The 13,550-nt window shown below is 45.2% G+C and carries 12 protein-coding genes; 6 read left to right on the forward strand and 6 right to left on the reverse strand.

Translation table 11 applies throughout. From position 1 onward, the window contains the following. Positions 1-49 precede the first annotated feature (49 nt). From R7Q39_RS07300 to R7Q39_RS07325, 6 genes are all read right to left on the reverse strand, one after another. The gene (locus R7Q39_RS07300) at positions 50-475 is read right to left on the reverse strand and encodes a phosphate-starvation-inducible protein PsiE (RefSeq protein ID WP_025768316.1); all 426 of its coding nucleotides are present in this window, start codon (positions 473-475) and stop codon (positions 50-52) included. 168 nt (positions 476-643) lie between these two features. Beyond that, positions 644-1,483, reverse strand: coding sequence for an ABC transporter ATP-binding protein (locus tag R7Q39_RS07305; protein ID WP_005379372.1), 840 nt, complete (start codon positions 1,481-1,483; stop codon positions 644-646). A 35-nt stretch (positions 1,484-1,518) separates the two neighbouring features. Next, a complete protein-coding gene (locus R7Q39_RS07310; RefSeq protein ID WP_005379371.1) occupies positions 1,519-2,376 on the reverse strand; it encodes an ABC transporter ATP-binding protein in 858 nt (285 codons plus the stop codon). 9 nt (positions 2,377-2,385) lie between these two features. Next, positions 2,386-4,212: an extracellular solute-binding protein gene (locus tag R7Q39_RS07315; protein WP_017634997.1), complete on the reverse strand. Its 1,827-nt coding sequence runs from the start codon at positions 4,210-4,212 to the stop codon at positions 2,386-2,388. A gap of 37 nt (positions 4,213-4,249) precedes the next feature. Continuing rightward, on the reverse strand, positions 4,250-5,293 hold the full coding sequence (locus tag R7Q39_RS07320; RefSeq protein WP_005379369.1) for an ABC transporter permease: 1,044 nt from the start codon (positions 5,291-5,293) through the stop codon (positions 4,250-4,252). A gap of 1 nt (position 5,294) precedes the next feature. Then, positions 5,295-6,320 carry an ABC transporter permease subunit gene (locus tag R7Q39_RS07325; protein ID WP_005384771.1) on the reverse strand — a complete coding sequence of 342 codons (1,026 nt, stop codon included), beginning with the start codon at positions 6,318-6,320 and terminating at the stop codon, positions 5,295-5,297. Between the two features lie 820 nt (positions 6,321-7,140). Between R7Q39_RS07325 and R7Q39_RS07330 the strand changes: the two genes are divergently transcribed. The 6 genes from R7Q39_RS07330 to R7Q39_RS07355 all read left to right on the forward strand — a co-directional run bounded on the left by R7Q39_RS07330 (position 7,141) and on the right by R7Q39_RS07355 (position 13,543). After that, complete coding sequence (locus R7Q39_RS07330) at positions 7,141-9,741, forward strand: TonB-dependent receptor plug domain-containing protein (RefSeq protein WP_017634998.1); 2,601 nt, start codon at positions 7,141-7,143, stop codon at positions 9,739-9,741. Positions 9,742-9,806: 65 nt separating this feature from the next. Then, positions 9,807-10,571, forward strand: a complete 765-nt coding sequence (locus tag R7Q39_RS07335) for a DUF3450 domain-containing protein (RefSeq protein ID WP_005379365.1) — start codon at positions 9,807-9,809, stop codon at positions 10,569-10,571. Between the two features lie 3 nt (positions 10,572-10,574). After that, positions 10,575-11,936, forward strand: a complete 1,362-nt coding sequence (locus R7Q39_RS07340; RefSeq protein WP_017634999.1) for a MotA/TolQ/ExbB proton channel family protein — start codon at positions 10,575-10,577, stop codon at positions 11,934-11,936. A gap of 9 nt (positions 11,937-11,945) precedes the next feature. After that, positions 11,946-12,473: a MotA/TolQ/ExbB proton channel family protein gene (locus tag R7Q39_RS07345; RefSeq protein WP_047103760.1), complete on the forward strand. Its 528-nt coding sequence runs from the start codon at positions 11,946-11,948 to the stop codon at positions 12,471-12,473. 25 nt (positions 12,474-12,498) lie between these two features. After that, a complete protein-coding gene (locus tag R7Q39_RS07350) occupies positions 12,499-12,906 on the forward strand; it encodes an ExbD/TolR family protein (RefSeq protein ID WP_005379359.1) in 408 nt (135 codons plus the stop codon). 4 nt (positions 12,907-12,910) lie between these two features. Continuing rightward, positions 12,911-13,543 (forward strand): energy transducer TonB, encoded by a 633-nt coding sequence (locus tag R7Q39_RS07355; protein ID WP_005379353.1) that lies wholly within the window; start codon positions 12,911-12,913, stop codon positions 13,541-13,543. Positions 13,544-13,550: the final 7 nt, after the last annotated feature.

A 13,550-nucleotide genomic window follows, 5' to 3' on the forward strand; every position in this document is an offset into this window, starting at 1 on the left:
AGTCATCGAGTATTGAAACAAAAAAGCCCCGCTAATACGGGGCTTTCTTTTATTCGTCTTTTTCCAAGGTACTGTTATCAACGTAGGGCCAATAATGGTGCCCAATTCTGATCAGCAAAGTAGCCGCAGCCAAAATAAACGCAGCCAGAGATAACCACACAACCAAAACTGCATCCAGCTCTTTCATTCCGAGAGTGATATAGCGGGCGATTGCCATCATCGCGATATAGATAGGATAGCGTACCGGAATTTTACCGTTCATCACGAACTGCTGCACCATGGCGAGCACTTCCAGATAGATAAACATCAAAAGAATATCTGTGAGTAAGACACGCTTCTCTACAAATACGTGCACAAACTCTTGCATCATGGCGTACAACGTCGCCAAGGTAATAGAGACTAATAACACCGCCTCCAAAATATGGAAGATTTTCAGGAAAGGTCGACTAAAGGATTTCGGTAAATTCGACGGCATGGTCCATTATCCAAACAAAGAAAATAGGCCTTGAGTTTAGCATGCAACGATCTTCAATCAATCAGAATAAACATCAGTGTAAATCGACTCCAAGTCCTGGCATTTGCTTATAAAAACGCTCCGCTTATTTGGCGGAGCGCTTTTGTGTTATAGGACCTGTGGCATCACTTACGCCACTTGCTGCTTTTTTTCAGCTACGCGCTTTTTCTTCCGATATTTAGGGTGAGTGATCGGAATCGCAGATAGGAGTTTTTTGGTGTATTCGTTTTGCGGGTTTGCATAAATTTCTTTAGCACTGCCTGCTTCTACCACTTTGCCAAAATACATCACGGCAACTTTGTCAGAAACATGTTTCACCACCGAGAGATCGTGAGAGATAAATATGATCGCCAAGTTCATTTCTTGTTGCAGTTGTAGCAATAGGTTCAAGATTTGCGCCTGTACCGACACATCTAACGCAGATACCGATTCATCACAAATCAGCAGTTTAGGCTTCAATGCAATCGCGCGAGCGATACCGATACGCTGCCGTTGCCCGCCTGAAAATTCATGTGGATAACGGTTTACTGCCGTTTCTGGTAATCCCACTTTGATTAAAAGCTCTTTTACCCATTGTTTACGCTCTGTTGGCGTGCCAATTTTATGAATAACAAACGGTTCTTCCAGAATCATACCGATGGTATGACGCTGATTGAGTGACTCCATTGGGTCTTGAAAGACGATTTGCATGTCTTTACGCAGCGATCGCATCTCTTTCACAGACAATTTAGTGATGTCTTTACCTTCAAAGAAAATCTTACCTTCTGTTGGCTCGTATAACTTTAAGATCGTGCGACCAAGGGTGCTTTTACCACAACCTGACTCACCAACTAGCCCCAGTGTTTCACCTTCAGAAACAGACAGTGAAACCCCGTCTACCGCTTTGATGGTGTAGCCTTTCTTGAACAGCCCTTTACCAGAAACAAAGTGCTGCTTAAGATTTTCAATTCTTAATACTTCTTTTGCCATAACATCCTCTTTTATGACTGGTTCACTTTGCCCAGTTAACTGGCAAACATACTGGCATCAATAGGCTTGATATCGATCATCTGCTTCGGCTCATTATCTAAGCTCGGCATCAATCCCATTAAACGCTCTGTGTATGGGTGCTGCGGGTTATCAAACAACTCAAAAATTTCTGCTTTTTCGACAATACGTCCGCCATACATCACGGCAACATCATCACACACTTCTGCCACAACCCCGAGATCGTGAGTGATGAAGATCATCGCCATGCCCGTTTCTTCCTGAAGCTCGTTCATCAGTTCAAGGATAGACGCCTGAACCGTAACATCCAACGCTGTAGTCGGTTCATCACAAATCAGAATATCCGGCTTACAGGCCAATGCCATCGCGATCATGACACGCTGGCGCATACCACCAGATAGGTTATGGGGATACTCATTCAATCGCTTCTCTGGCATTGGAATTTTTACTTTTGCCAGCATTTCAATCGAGTACGCCTCCCGCTCCTTTTTGTCGAGCTCAGGTCGATGGAGCTCAAGCACTTCACATATTTGACGACCAATGGTGTGCACTGGGTTGAGCGCCGTCATCGGGTCTTGGAAGATGATCGAAATGCGATCGCCACGCATGGCGTACATCTCTTCCGCAGGCAAATCAACTAGGTTGGTGCCGCGATAATTCACTTCACCTTTGATAATGTTGCCATATGGCTTAGGTAATAGCCCCATGATCGACATTGAGGTTACGCTCTTACCACTACCTGACTCTCCTACCAGACCGAGTGTACGTCCAGCTCTCACATCAAAGTTCACACCATGCAGAACCTTCACTGGCCCATCATCGGTGGTAAATTCAACTTCGAGATCTTTAACACTTAGGATTACATCGTTTTCCATAACCAATCCTTACAGCTTATAAGTGTCATCTACGACAACAACAGGTTCAAAAGCTTTGCCTGACTTCATCGCTTGTTTTGTTTCTTTTTTGATATCACTATCAATCCAGTAAGTGCCATCGCCTATGATTGCACCACTGAACAGCGCCTCTGTCATGCGATTCATTGGCTTATCTGGAAACTTTAACCAGCGCCAGTGACCATAGCGGACATAAGGAACCATGTAGCCTGGGACGATAACGTGAGCATCAATGATGTCACGCTGAATCTCATGACCTAGCTGGATCTTTTTATCCATATCCATGCCAAAACGATACTCGATGATCTTTTCATCCAGTTCAGGCGTGCTGTAGTTTGTGAAAGAGTTAGTTTGCGGCTTGTTCGCATTGACTGAATGGAAGTACTCCCAATACGTTGGGATCTCAGACGTACCCATATCTAAGAAAGCCAAATCGTGCTTTTTCTCACGTACGTATTTGAACATGGATGAGCCATCAACTAACTTGAGCTCAATATCCAGCCCTGCTAGCTTGGCTTGCTCACGCAAAAATGCAATACGAGGAGTATGAACAGGTGTTCCGTAGGTCAGCTCGAAGCTTAAGCGCTCACCTTTATCATTAACACGAATACCATCAGAACCAATTTTGTTAAAGCCTGCGGCTTCGAATGCCTCGGCCGCTTTTGCGGGATCAAACTTCGGTGCCTTAGCATCTGGTAGGGTGTATTTACCATGACCATAACCGGTCGGGTTCGGTTTACGGGAGTAGTCGCCACGCATGACATTCTCTATCATGCCATCAAAGTCAATCGCGTAAGTAATGCCCTTGCGAATGTTTAAATCATCCAGCAAAGGCATCGCGGTGTTCATCCATACACCACCAGCCCCAACTGGGAATTGGTTGTAACCCCAGAACTTTTGAATGTATCCCTTTTGGTAAGGTTCCGTATTCGATTTATCATGCCATAAGCTTGGTAAAACAAGACCAAATGCGTCCAGCTTCCCTTTCTCAAAGTGCTTCATCGCGATATCACTGTCGCGAATCACTGTGATGCGGATTTTGTCGACATTATAACGATGTTGATAATACTTATTGCTGTAACCCCACCAGTCTTCACCGACATGTTTGAAGGTAACACTTTTACCTTTTTTAATGTCATCTAGGTAGTATGCACTGGTCGTTGGTTCACTTTTAAAATTGTAGTAGCGGACAAAGTTGTCATGTATACCGTCACCATTTTCATCTTTTGAAGGGTTAGCATAAAAATGTGCGGGACGTGGGCGCAGGGCCCCCATTCGTAACAGCAACTCTTCCGGATTAAACTCTTTCGCCGCCTTAACAGCAAACGTGTGAGTGTCGTACTTGATAACATCCGCAATCGTTTTGTTGTAGTAATCGTTGTACCAAGGCTCCAAGATGTCCTTGGAACGATAAAACTTCAGCATGAACACGAAATCGTCGGCAGTCACAGGTTTGCCGTCCGACCATTTGGCTTCAGGGTTGAGTTTGAAATAGACCGTTTTGTTGTCACCTGCTAACGCCCACTCGTTAGCAAGCTCAGGGATAAACTCTAAAGTATCTGGGTGGCGGACCACCAAGCCTGGTGTTTCATCTAAGATAAAAGAACGTAGCCCTGCATTAGCGTCTGGGCCAACACTACGTAACGTCTGCGGGAAACTTGACATAAAGGTGCGATAAGTCCCTCCACGTTTCGCTTCTGGCGAACCATATTGAGGCTCATCCCAGTTTGTTTGCCAGTTTAAGTCAGTCGGAAGCGTTGCTGACATTGCACCAAAACTCAGGGCGCTCAGCGTGGACGCTAAAAATAATTTCTTCATAAAACTTCCCTTTTTATGTTTTGCTCACAATGCTCGCTTAAACATAGCGTGTGAATTTTTTCGGGTCGAAAGCCGCTCGAATGGCTTCACCAATAAAGGTCACCATTACCAGAACCAGAACAATAGAAGTCACTACTGACGCAACAATCCATGGCGAATCTAAGTTTGACTTACCTTGTTGCAGTAGTTCACCCCAACTTGGCGTTGGTGGCATCAAGCCTAATCCTAGGTAATCGAGAGCAGTCAGTGCTGTGATGTTAGCTGCAATAGTGAAAGGCGCTAGGGTTACAATCATCACCATCGTATTTGGCAAGATGTGATTAAACAAGATACGTCCGGTCGATGCCCCTAAAGCACGAGCCGCCATTACATATTCTCGTGCCGCTTCTTTATAGGTCATGGTCCGCATGTACCATGTCATCCCCATCCAAGTGAAAAGCACGTTAATAGCGACAAAGAGAGCGAACGTCGGCTGAACGATTGAGACAAGAATCATAATGACGTACAAAAACGGGACCATTGACCAGATTTCGATAAGTCGCTGTACAAACAAGTCAAATTTACCGCCCCAAAAACCCATAGCACAACCGACTGCAGTACCGATCGCGTAGGAAATGGCCATCGTAAGCAACGCAAATCCCATCGCCGTTCTGAATCCGTAGACGAGTCGCGCCAAAATATCGCGACCTATCACATCTGTACCTAAATAATGCTTATTTTCGGCACTAGGCGCTGTTGGCGGGAAATCACCACTAAAATCTTGTTCGTATGGGTTCCACGGCACAAGCGGCAAAATAACAAAGTTGTCGCCCCCTTCAGCCTCAAACGCTTTTTGCAGTACACGATAATCGGCTTCACTGGATGACTCTTGGCCGAATTCGCTACCTAAACGTACGTCACTGACAACAGGAAAATAGTAGCTACCATCGTACTTGACGACTAGCGCTTTACTGTTGATCAAAAGTTCGGCGAATAGAGAAAGGATCAACATGATAGAAAGAGCAACAAACGACCAATAGCCTCGTTTGATCTCTTTAAAGTGACGAATTTTCTTTTGAGTTAATGGACTAACTTTAATCATGTTACGCTCCAAACTTCACACGTGGGTCGACTAAAGCAACACAAATATCTGAAATGATGTTACCAATGAGCAGTAACAACGCATTAATGGCGACAATACCCATAACAACAGGGTAATCACGCTCCATGATTGATTCGTAACCCAATAAGCCAATGCCATCAATATTGAAGATAACTTCAATCAGGAAGGCACCGGTCATGAAGAACAACAAAGAGTTACCAAAGTGACTCGCGATCGGAATTAAGCTGTTACGCAACGCGTGCTTACGAACTGCTTTTTTGAAAGGTAATCCTTTCGCAATTGCGGTGCGGATGTAATCTGAGGAAAGGTTTTCCATCAGGTTATTTTTCATTGTCATCGTCAGCGTGGCAAAATCACCAATGAGGTAACAGATCAAAGGCAACACCGCATGCCACATAATGTCTTTAGCGCGTTCAAAGAAGGTTTCGTAATCGTCGAAGTCATCGCCGACAAAGCCTCCCATCGGAAACCATTCCAAGTGATAACTAAATAACGTGATCAGCAATACACCCACCACATAACCTGGTAGCGCGTAGCCTACGAAAATGAGTACTGAAGAGGCGGAATCAAACACAGAACCGTGCTTGAGCGCCTTATAGTAACCAAGAGGAATCGAGATAAAATAACTAATAAAGAAGGTCATGCCGCCATAAAACAACGACACTGGCAAACGCTCTGCGATCATATCCGAGACAGGCTCGTAGTAACGCGTCGACTCGCCAAGATCTAGCATTACCAAACGACTTAACCACTCGACGTACGCTTCCGTTACAGGTTTATCCAGGCCATAAAACGCATTCAGCTCCGCGATTTGATCGTCAGAAAGGGCCGTATTACCACCCGCAGACGTCATTGATGCGGCGCCATCTCCCTGAGACTGCATTTGTGACAACATGCGTTCAACAGGTCCGCCAGGCACGAAACGAGTGATAGCAAAGATGAGAATAGTTATCCCGAGAAACGTTGGGATAACCAACGCCAAACGGCGTAAAAAGTACGACAGCATATACAACTTGCTCCTTGTCTACTGTCCAGTTCAAACGGAGTGAAAGAGGATATTTTCCGCCCAAAATGGTGCATATTTATCTCGTAGTAACTAAAACTGTTGAAGCACACTCCCTGCGCCTCAAGAGCTAGACTTTTCTACTACTGCAATAATTTCAGCGTCATATTTATCTTGAATCCACATCAGCTTCAAGTGTTTGAAACCAAAACATGACAAACTTCCTTCGATGTCGAAAAACAGAAATGTTTTTGTAAAAAATTATAAAAAACCACAAAAATAATTCATACAGAATATCAATCTAGGCTGTTTAGAGCCAAAACCCTACATAAAAATGCACCCTACACACATAAATAGACACATAATCCAAGGTTATATTTGACCTAAAAATACGAGTGAGCCCTTTAACCGCAATGGGTATCATATTTTGATACCACCTAATAAGTTCGAGCTAACAAAGTATGGATTCGATATAAAACTCATCTCAGAACAATTCACTGGAAAAATATCTTTTTCCAGATTCAATTACCCACTAAAAAACCATAGGCAAGATAAGTCATTAAAGTTTATAAGAAACACAAAATACGGTGTTTTATTGAAATTTAATCTCGATTCATAAACCTTATTCGGTTTTTTATTCCGCCTTTTAAATAAAGCCTGGTTATTTACATCTTTTTTACATTTAAGCATCCCCGTTTACCACTGGTTTGACTTCCTTTTTTCATCTCGGTTATACATTGGCCGAACGTTAACGAAATATTAACGTCACATTTGGCCGCTATGCGGCCAGACATAGGAAATAATAATAATCGGAGCAACAAGGATGTATAAAAACACAACCGCTTTATCTGTTGCGATAAGCCTTGCTTTGGGGACAGCAGCAGTTGCAGCCCCAGCAACAGCACTGGCAGAAGAGCAGCAAGTTGAAAAACTTCAAAAGATGAAAGTTACTGGTTCGCGTATCTCCACGACGGATATGGAAGGTCCTTCACCAGTTACTGTTATTAATAGTAAAGACATTGAGTCTAAAGGCTTTAACAGCGCGCAAGACGTATTGAACAGTTTGACCCAAAACACAGGTGGTGTAATGGCTCAAACAGACTCTTTCTCGTTTACACCAGCAGCGCAGTCAGTCAACTTACGTGGCCTTGGCGCGTCACGCACATTGATTCTTATTGATGGCCGTCGTCTTCCTCAATACCCGCTAGCACAAGATGGTACATCTAACTTCCAAGATATCGGCCAAATCCCTGTCGCCGCTATTGAGCGTGTTGAAGTAATGACCGACTCAGGTTCTGCTATCTACGGCTCCGACGCAATCGGTGGTGTCGTAAACTTCATTTTAAAGAAAGACTTTGATGGCGTTTCTGTAAAAGTACGCGCGGGTGACGCGACGGATGGTGGTTACCAAAATGGTCGTTTAGACGTTGTAGCTGGCAAAAACTTTGACGACAAACGTATTCTCTTCGTTGGCCAATTTGCGGGCAACGAAATGCTAAAGCAATCTGACCGAGATGATTGGGCTGGCGATGACGGTTCTAGCCGTTCTCAGCTAAGTGGCTACTCTAGCTACGGTGCAAACTTTGAAGGCGCCAACGGAACACTTCTAACACCAGCTGATGCTGGTTCTTCATGTAAAGAAGTCGTTGGTGATGCCGCGATTGAACGAGCGGATGGAAAGTGTGGTGTTAACCGCTCTGCATACCGAACATTAAAACCAGAAAACAAACAAGTAGACCTACTTTTACGTGGTGAAATGGACATTAACGACAATGTCACTGCCATGGCAGAAGCCCGTTTTGGCTACAAGTCTACAGAATCTGAATTCGAACCTAACCCTTACAGCGTTGAAGTTGATGCCACTCACTTCCGCGGCGAAGGCGAATACACTCGCCGTATGGTCGAATTTGGACCACGCGAAAGTAACACTGAAGCCGATTCTTTTGGCTTAACCTTAGGCTTGAACGGCCTGCTTGCTGATACGTATGATTGGGACCTATCCGCTGGTTACTCTGAGCAAAGCGTTGAAACAAGCAACCCAGCAATCTTTCTAACTCTCGACCAAGCTGTACAAAATGGTGATGTCGATCTTCTAGGGCCTATCTCACAAGACGTTGTAGACAAATACAGCGGCACTTCAAGCAAAGAAGCTTACTCAAAGCTTTACTCTGTTAACGGCTCACTGGCTGGTGATTTGGTTGAACTTCCTGCAGGTATGTCTGGCTTTGCTGTTTATGGTGAATGGAACCGTACTGACTACAATGAGACGATTGATGCTACAACAGCAGCTGGTGGTTTCTCTGGTCTAGGTGGAACATCAGGCGGCGGTGACCGCGATCAGATTGGTCTTGGTGTTGAAGCTCTTATTCCTATCATTGAAGATTTAGAAATGACTGTCGCTGGTCGTTACGACCACTACTTCGACGACTCGGCAACTGGCGGCGCATTCACTCCTAAAGTAGCCCTAGCATACCGTCCTACTGACACCCTATTGCTACGTGGTAGCTACGGTCTAGGCTTCCGAGCTCCAGACTTGAAGCGACTATTTGGTGATCAAACTCGAGGCTTTGGTTCTGGTTTTGACCCTGTGCTTTGTGCCAACGCTGGTGGTAGCGGCCCACAAGATAAAGACAAGTACCCAGAGTGTGATACTCAGTACTTCGATACGCTTAATGGCCCTAACTCAGAGCTGAAAGAAGAAACAAGTACAAACATTAACTTGGGCCTAGCGTGGGAGCCTGTGGATGATCTTGGTGTAACCGTTGACTGGTACCACATCAAGATGGAAGACGTCGTAACTGCACCAACTTACCAAGATGTAATTAACGATCCAGGTAAATACCCAGGTACTGAAGTCGTTCGTAACCCAGATGGCACCATCAAGTCGGTATCCTATGGTCCAGTGAACCAGTCGTATGAAGAGCGTTCTGGTATTGACCTAGCGATCAAATACGCATACGACACTAATGAGTTCGGTTCATTTAACACGCGTGTTGCTGTAACGAAGATCTTGATTGCTGAATATCAAGAAAACGACAGCGAGCCTGTAACGGATGAAAGAGATTTCATGCCTGAATACACCGCAACGTTAAATCTTGGCTGGGCATATGAAGATGTCGCTATCAACCTATTTGGTAAATACCGCGACCGTATGTGTTCAAGCTACGCAAACCGTTACTACTTTGATGACTGTGATTCTGCTAAAAAAGCGGGTTACAAAGCAGAAATCGCTAGTATGACAACGTGGAACCTAACGGCTTCTTACCAATTCAACGAGAGTGGTCGTGTAACTCTTGGTGCTATCAACATGTTTGACAAAGTACCGCCTGCAGATCCTCTAAGCGATACCTCTCCATTCTATGCAACTGGGTATGACGATCCAATCGGACGTCAGCTATACGTCGAGGCATCATACGACTTCTAAAAAATATTTGGCGCGGGTTTTCCGCGCCCTTTTCGACTGACTAAAACACTGACAAGGATGCAACCATGAAATTCAAGGAATTTGGTCTCAGTGCCATAGCTGCAGCATTGCTTACTATCAGTAGTAGCTCTATAGCGGCCAACTCTGGTGCTGTCGTTTCCACACAAGCAAAAGCAAATCAATCTTCAGAAGCTTCGCAACAAAAAATCGACAATTATGCCGAAAGTACTGAAGGCATGTTGGCAGAATACAAAGGCTTACTACGTCAAATCGACAGCATGAAAGTCTACAACGAGCAAATTAATCGTATGGTTCAATCACAGCAAGGTGAATTGGACTCATTAAATAACCAAATTGCTCAGATCGATCAAACGGCAACAGAAGTAGTGCCACTAACACTTAAAATGATCGATGCACTCGATGAGTTTGTGACTCTCGATCTGCCTTTCCAGAAAAAAGAACGTAATAAACGTGTCCAAGAACTGCGTCGTCTCATGGATCGCGCCGACGTAACGACTTCTGAGAAATTCCGTAAAGTGATGGAAGCCTACCAAATTGAAGAAGGCTTCTCTCGCTCAATTGAATCTTACAAAGCTAGCCTAGATAGAAATGGGGAAACCGTGACTTACGATTTCCTACGTATTGGTCGCACGGCGCTTTTATTCCAATCTCCAGACGGTGGTGAGACAGGTATGTGGAACCAACAAACACGTCAATGGGAAACATTACCGGAAAGCTACCGCATAGCGGTACAGCAAGGCCTTCGAATCGCGAAGAAGCAAGCGCCACCAGCGCTAATCAAATTGCCTGTATATGCTGGGGAGGAATAAGAGATGAAAGGATTCAAAACTCTAGCCGCTGGTCTACTAGCGAGCTTATTTATGGCTTCAGGCGTACAAGCAGAAACGCCTAAAAACCTATCTGAACTACTCAAAAACGTAAAATCAGAAAGCATCGTTGAGTCAAAAGAGAACAAAGCCCGTGAAGCTGAGTTCAAGAACAACCGAGATAAGCAAGCAGCATTATTGCAACAGGCTCGTGAAGAGCTAGCTTCACAGCAAGCACTGGGCGATCAACTTAAAGCGACATTTGATGAAAACGATAAGCAGCTGACTGAACTAACAGAAACCTTACGTGTTCGCTCTGGTACTTTGGGCGAAATGTTTGGTGTGGTCCGCCAATATGCGGGCGAGTTTAAAGGCTTATTTGCAGCCTCTCAAAACGCAGTTCAGTTCCCAGAGCGTGACGCGCTACTAACGAAACTGGCTGAAAGTAAAGAACTGCCATCAACACAAGAGCTAGAAGCATTCTGGCATACCATTCTTCAACAAGTGGTTGCCTCAGGCGAGACAGCAACAACCCAAGCAACGGTTGTTTATGGCGAAGGTAAAGAAGCGGTTCGCGATGTTACTCTTGTCGGTGAATTTAACGCGATTGCCGATGGTAAGTACGTTACTTATGTACCTCAAACAGGTAAGTTCGAAGAACTCTCTCGACAGCCTCGCACCAATATTACACGTCATGTTGCGGGCTTTGAGTCAGCGTCAAACAGCTATGAGCCACTGTTTATTGACCCATCCCGTGGTGTAATTCTGTCTCTACTTGTACAAAGCCCTACCGTTCAAGAACGTATTGATCAAGGTGGCATTGTAGGTTACGTCATCCTTGGTATGGGTGCAGTTGGCGCTATCATTGCTCTAGTTTGCTTCCTACGCCTTCAAGTGATTGGCGGTAAAATGCGTAAGCAAGCGAAATCAGAAACCGTGATTCCTGGTAACCCTCTGGGTGAAGTTATCCAGGCTTACCAAGAGCACAAAGGTGACAACCTTGAAGATCTTGAAGCGAAACTGGACGAAATCATCCTACGTAACGCACCGAGCATTGAACGCTTTATCAGCTCAATCAAACTGTTCGCTTCTGTAGCACCACTTCTAGGTCTACTGGGTACGGTTATGGGTATGATCGGTACGTTCCAAGCAATCACACTATTTGGTACAGGTGATCCTAAGCTAATGGCTGGCGGTATCTCTGAAGCTCTTGTTACTACGATGCTTGGTCTGGTTGTCGCAATTCCTCTACTGTTCCTTTACACCATCGTACACAGTAAAGGTCGTCGTTTGGTTCAAACTCTTGAAGAACAGAGTGCAGGCTTCATCGCTCGCTATCAGGAAAAACTACATAAAGCCGAAAGCTAAGGAGGCGTTATGTGGTGGTTAGTTGGAGAACTTGAATCAATTAGGCGCTTCTTGGGAATGGGTGGCGATGTACTCGTCGCCATCTTCATCCTCAGCTTTATGCTGTGGGCAGTATTGTTAGAACGTTGGTTCTATTTTGCTGCCGTCGCTCCAAAAGCCATGAAAAAAGCCGTTGGCTCATGGCAGGAGCGCTCAGAGCACCAGAGCTGGAACGCTAAGATGATCCGACAAGAAATTGTTTCTCGTCAGGACATTGAGAATAAAAAGGGCCTGCCAATCGTGAAAGTATTGATTGCGCTTTGTCCCTTACTGGGTTTGCTCGGCACCGTTGTTGGCATGATCCAAGTATTCGACATCTTAGCGGTAACAGGAACAGGAAGCCCTCGAGCAATGGCCTCGGGGATCTCAAAGGCAACAATCCCAACTTTAGCCGGGATGGTGGCTTCTCTATCAGGACTGTTCTTTAGTTCACGTCTTGATCATTTAGCCAAAGTCACAACGCAAAAGCTGGAAGATAAGCTAAAGCATATTGCCTGAGTAAATGGAATTAGAGGTATAGGTCATGAAAAGACGCTATAGCAGTGATAGCAGTGATGAAACCGCTATCGATATGACACCGATGCTCGACATCGTATTCATCATGTTGATCTTCTTTATCGTAACAACATCGTTCGTAAAAGAAGCTGGTCTAGAAGTAAACCGCCCGACAGCAAGCTCTGCGCAAACCGTGAAAAAAGGTAACATCATGGTCGCAGTTGGTGCGGCGGGTGATGTTTGGGTTGATAAACGCCGCATCGAAGTGGACGCGGTTCGCGCGAATATTGAACGTCTTCGTGCAGAAAGCCCTGATGGCGCAGTTGTTATCCAAGCCGACACTGAAGCAAATGCTGGCGTAGTCGTGAAGGTTATGGACCAGATCAAAATGGCAGGTGTAGAAAGCATCTCCATTGCCGCAACCAATAAGGATTAAGCTTATGCGGTATCTGGCCTCAATTGCACTGGCGCTCATTGTCTCCCTCGGGTTGTTCTGGGGGATGGACAAGCTAGTAAACAAAGAGCGCCACGAGTTAGTGTCGAATGATGACCTGCGTATGGTCGAGTTTATTCGCATTAAACCAGACGAAAAAATACAGGAGAAAAAACGCGAACTTCCAAAACCACCACCGCCTAAGCGTCCGCCGCCACCGCCAGAAATGAAAGTGACAGCGACAGTAAAACCGGTGATGGAGCAGACCCCAATGGATATGCCAAAGCTTGACCTACCCGTAAATGTTACAGGTGGTTCGGTGCTTGGACATTATAGCCAGGGTGGAGGTGCGCAACTCGCGGGTAGCGGAGGTCCAACACCTCTAGCGACATTCCAACCTCAAATGCCTAGGAAGGCTGCGAAAGCAGGAATAGAAAAAGGGGTCGTCTTATTAGAGTTTACTGTAAACGCACGTGGTGCCGTAGAGGACATCAAAGTTCTTAAAGAGCAACCACGACGCTTAGGCCTCGGTCGAGCGGCAAGAAAAACAGTCTCTAAATGGACATTTAAACCAAAATTGGTTGACGGGAAACCTGTTAGCTCGCGCCTATCGCAAGAAATAGAGTTCTCAACCAATTAAGGAGTCA

The organism is Vibrio sp. 947, assembly GCF_033339115.1.
In the GTDB taxonomy this organism is placed as follows: Bacteria; Pseudomonadota; Gammaproteobacteria; order Enterobacterales; family Vibrionaceae; genus Vibrio; species Vibrio alginolyticus.

What these genes read in the sequence shown, in the direction of transcription:
- R7Q39_RS07300 (WP_025768316.1), bottom strand. Translation starts at nt 475, where the DNA reads ATGCCGTCGAATTTACCGAAATCCTTTAGTCGACCTTTCCTGAAAATC.
- R7Q39_RS07305 (WP_005379372.1), bottom strand. Translation starts at nt 1,483, where the DNA reads ATGGCAAAAGAAGTATTAAGAATTGAAAATCTTAAGCAGCACTTTGTT.
- R7Q39_RS07310 (WP_005379371.1), bottom strand. Translation starts at nt 2,376, where the DNA reads ATGGAAAACGATGTAATCCTAAGTGTTAAAGATCTCGAAGTTGAATTT.
- R7Q39_RS07315 (WP_017634997.1), bottom strand. Translation starts at nt 4,212, where the DNA reads ATGAAGAAATTATTTTTAGCGTCCACGCTGAGCGCCCTGAGTTTTGGT.
- R7Q39_RS07320 (WP_005379369.1), bottom strand. Translation starts at nt 5,293, where the DNA reads ATGATTAAAGTTAGTCCATTAACTCAAAAGAAAATTCGTCACTTTAAA.
- R7Q39_RS07325 (WP_005384771.1), bottom strand. Translation starts at nt 6,320, where the DNA reads ATGCTGTCGTACTTTTTACGCCGTTTGGCGTTGGTTATCCCAACGTTT.
- R7Q39_RS07330 (WP_017634998.1), top strand. Translation starts at nt 7,141, where the DNA reads ATGTATAAAAACACAACCGCTTTATCTGTTGCGATAAGCCTTGCTTTG.
- R7Q39_RS07335 (WP_005379365.1), top strand. Translation starts at nt 9,807, where the DNA reads ATGAAATTCAAGGAATTTGGTCTCAGTGCCATAGCTGCAGCATTGCTT.
- R7Q39_RS07340 (WP_017634999.1), top strand. Translation starts at nt 10,575, where the DNA reads ATGAAAGGATTCAAAACTCTAGCCGCTGGTCTACTAGCGAGCTTATTT.
- R7Q39_RS07345 (WP_047103760.1), top strand. Translation starts at nt 11,946, where the DNA reads ATGTGGTGGTTAGTTGGAGAACTTGAATCAATTAGGCGCTTCTTGGGA.
- R7Q39_RS07350 (WP_005379359.1), top strand. Translation starts at nt 12,499, where the DNA reads ATGAAAAGACGCTATAGCAGTGATAGCAGTGATGAAACCGCTATCGAT.
- R7Q39_RS07355 (WP_005379353.1), top strand. Translation starts at nt 12,911, where the DNA reads ATGCGGTATCTGGCCTCAATTGCACTGGCGCTCATTGTCTCCCTCGGG.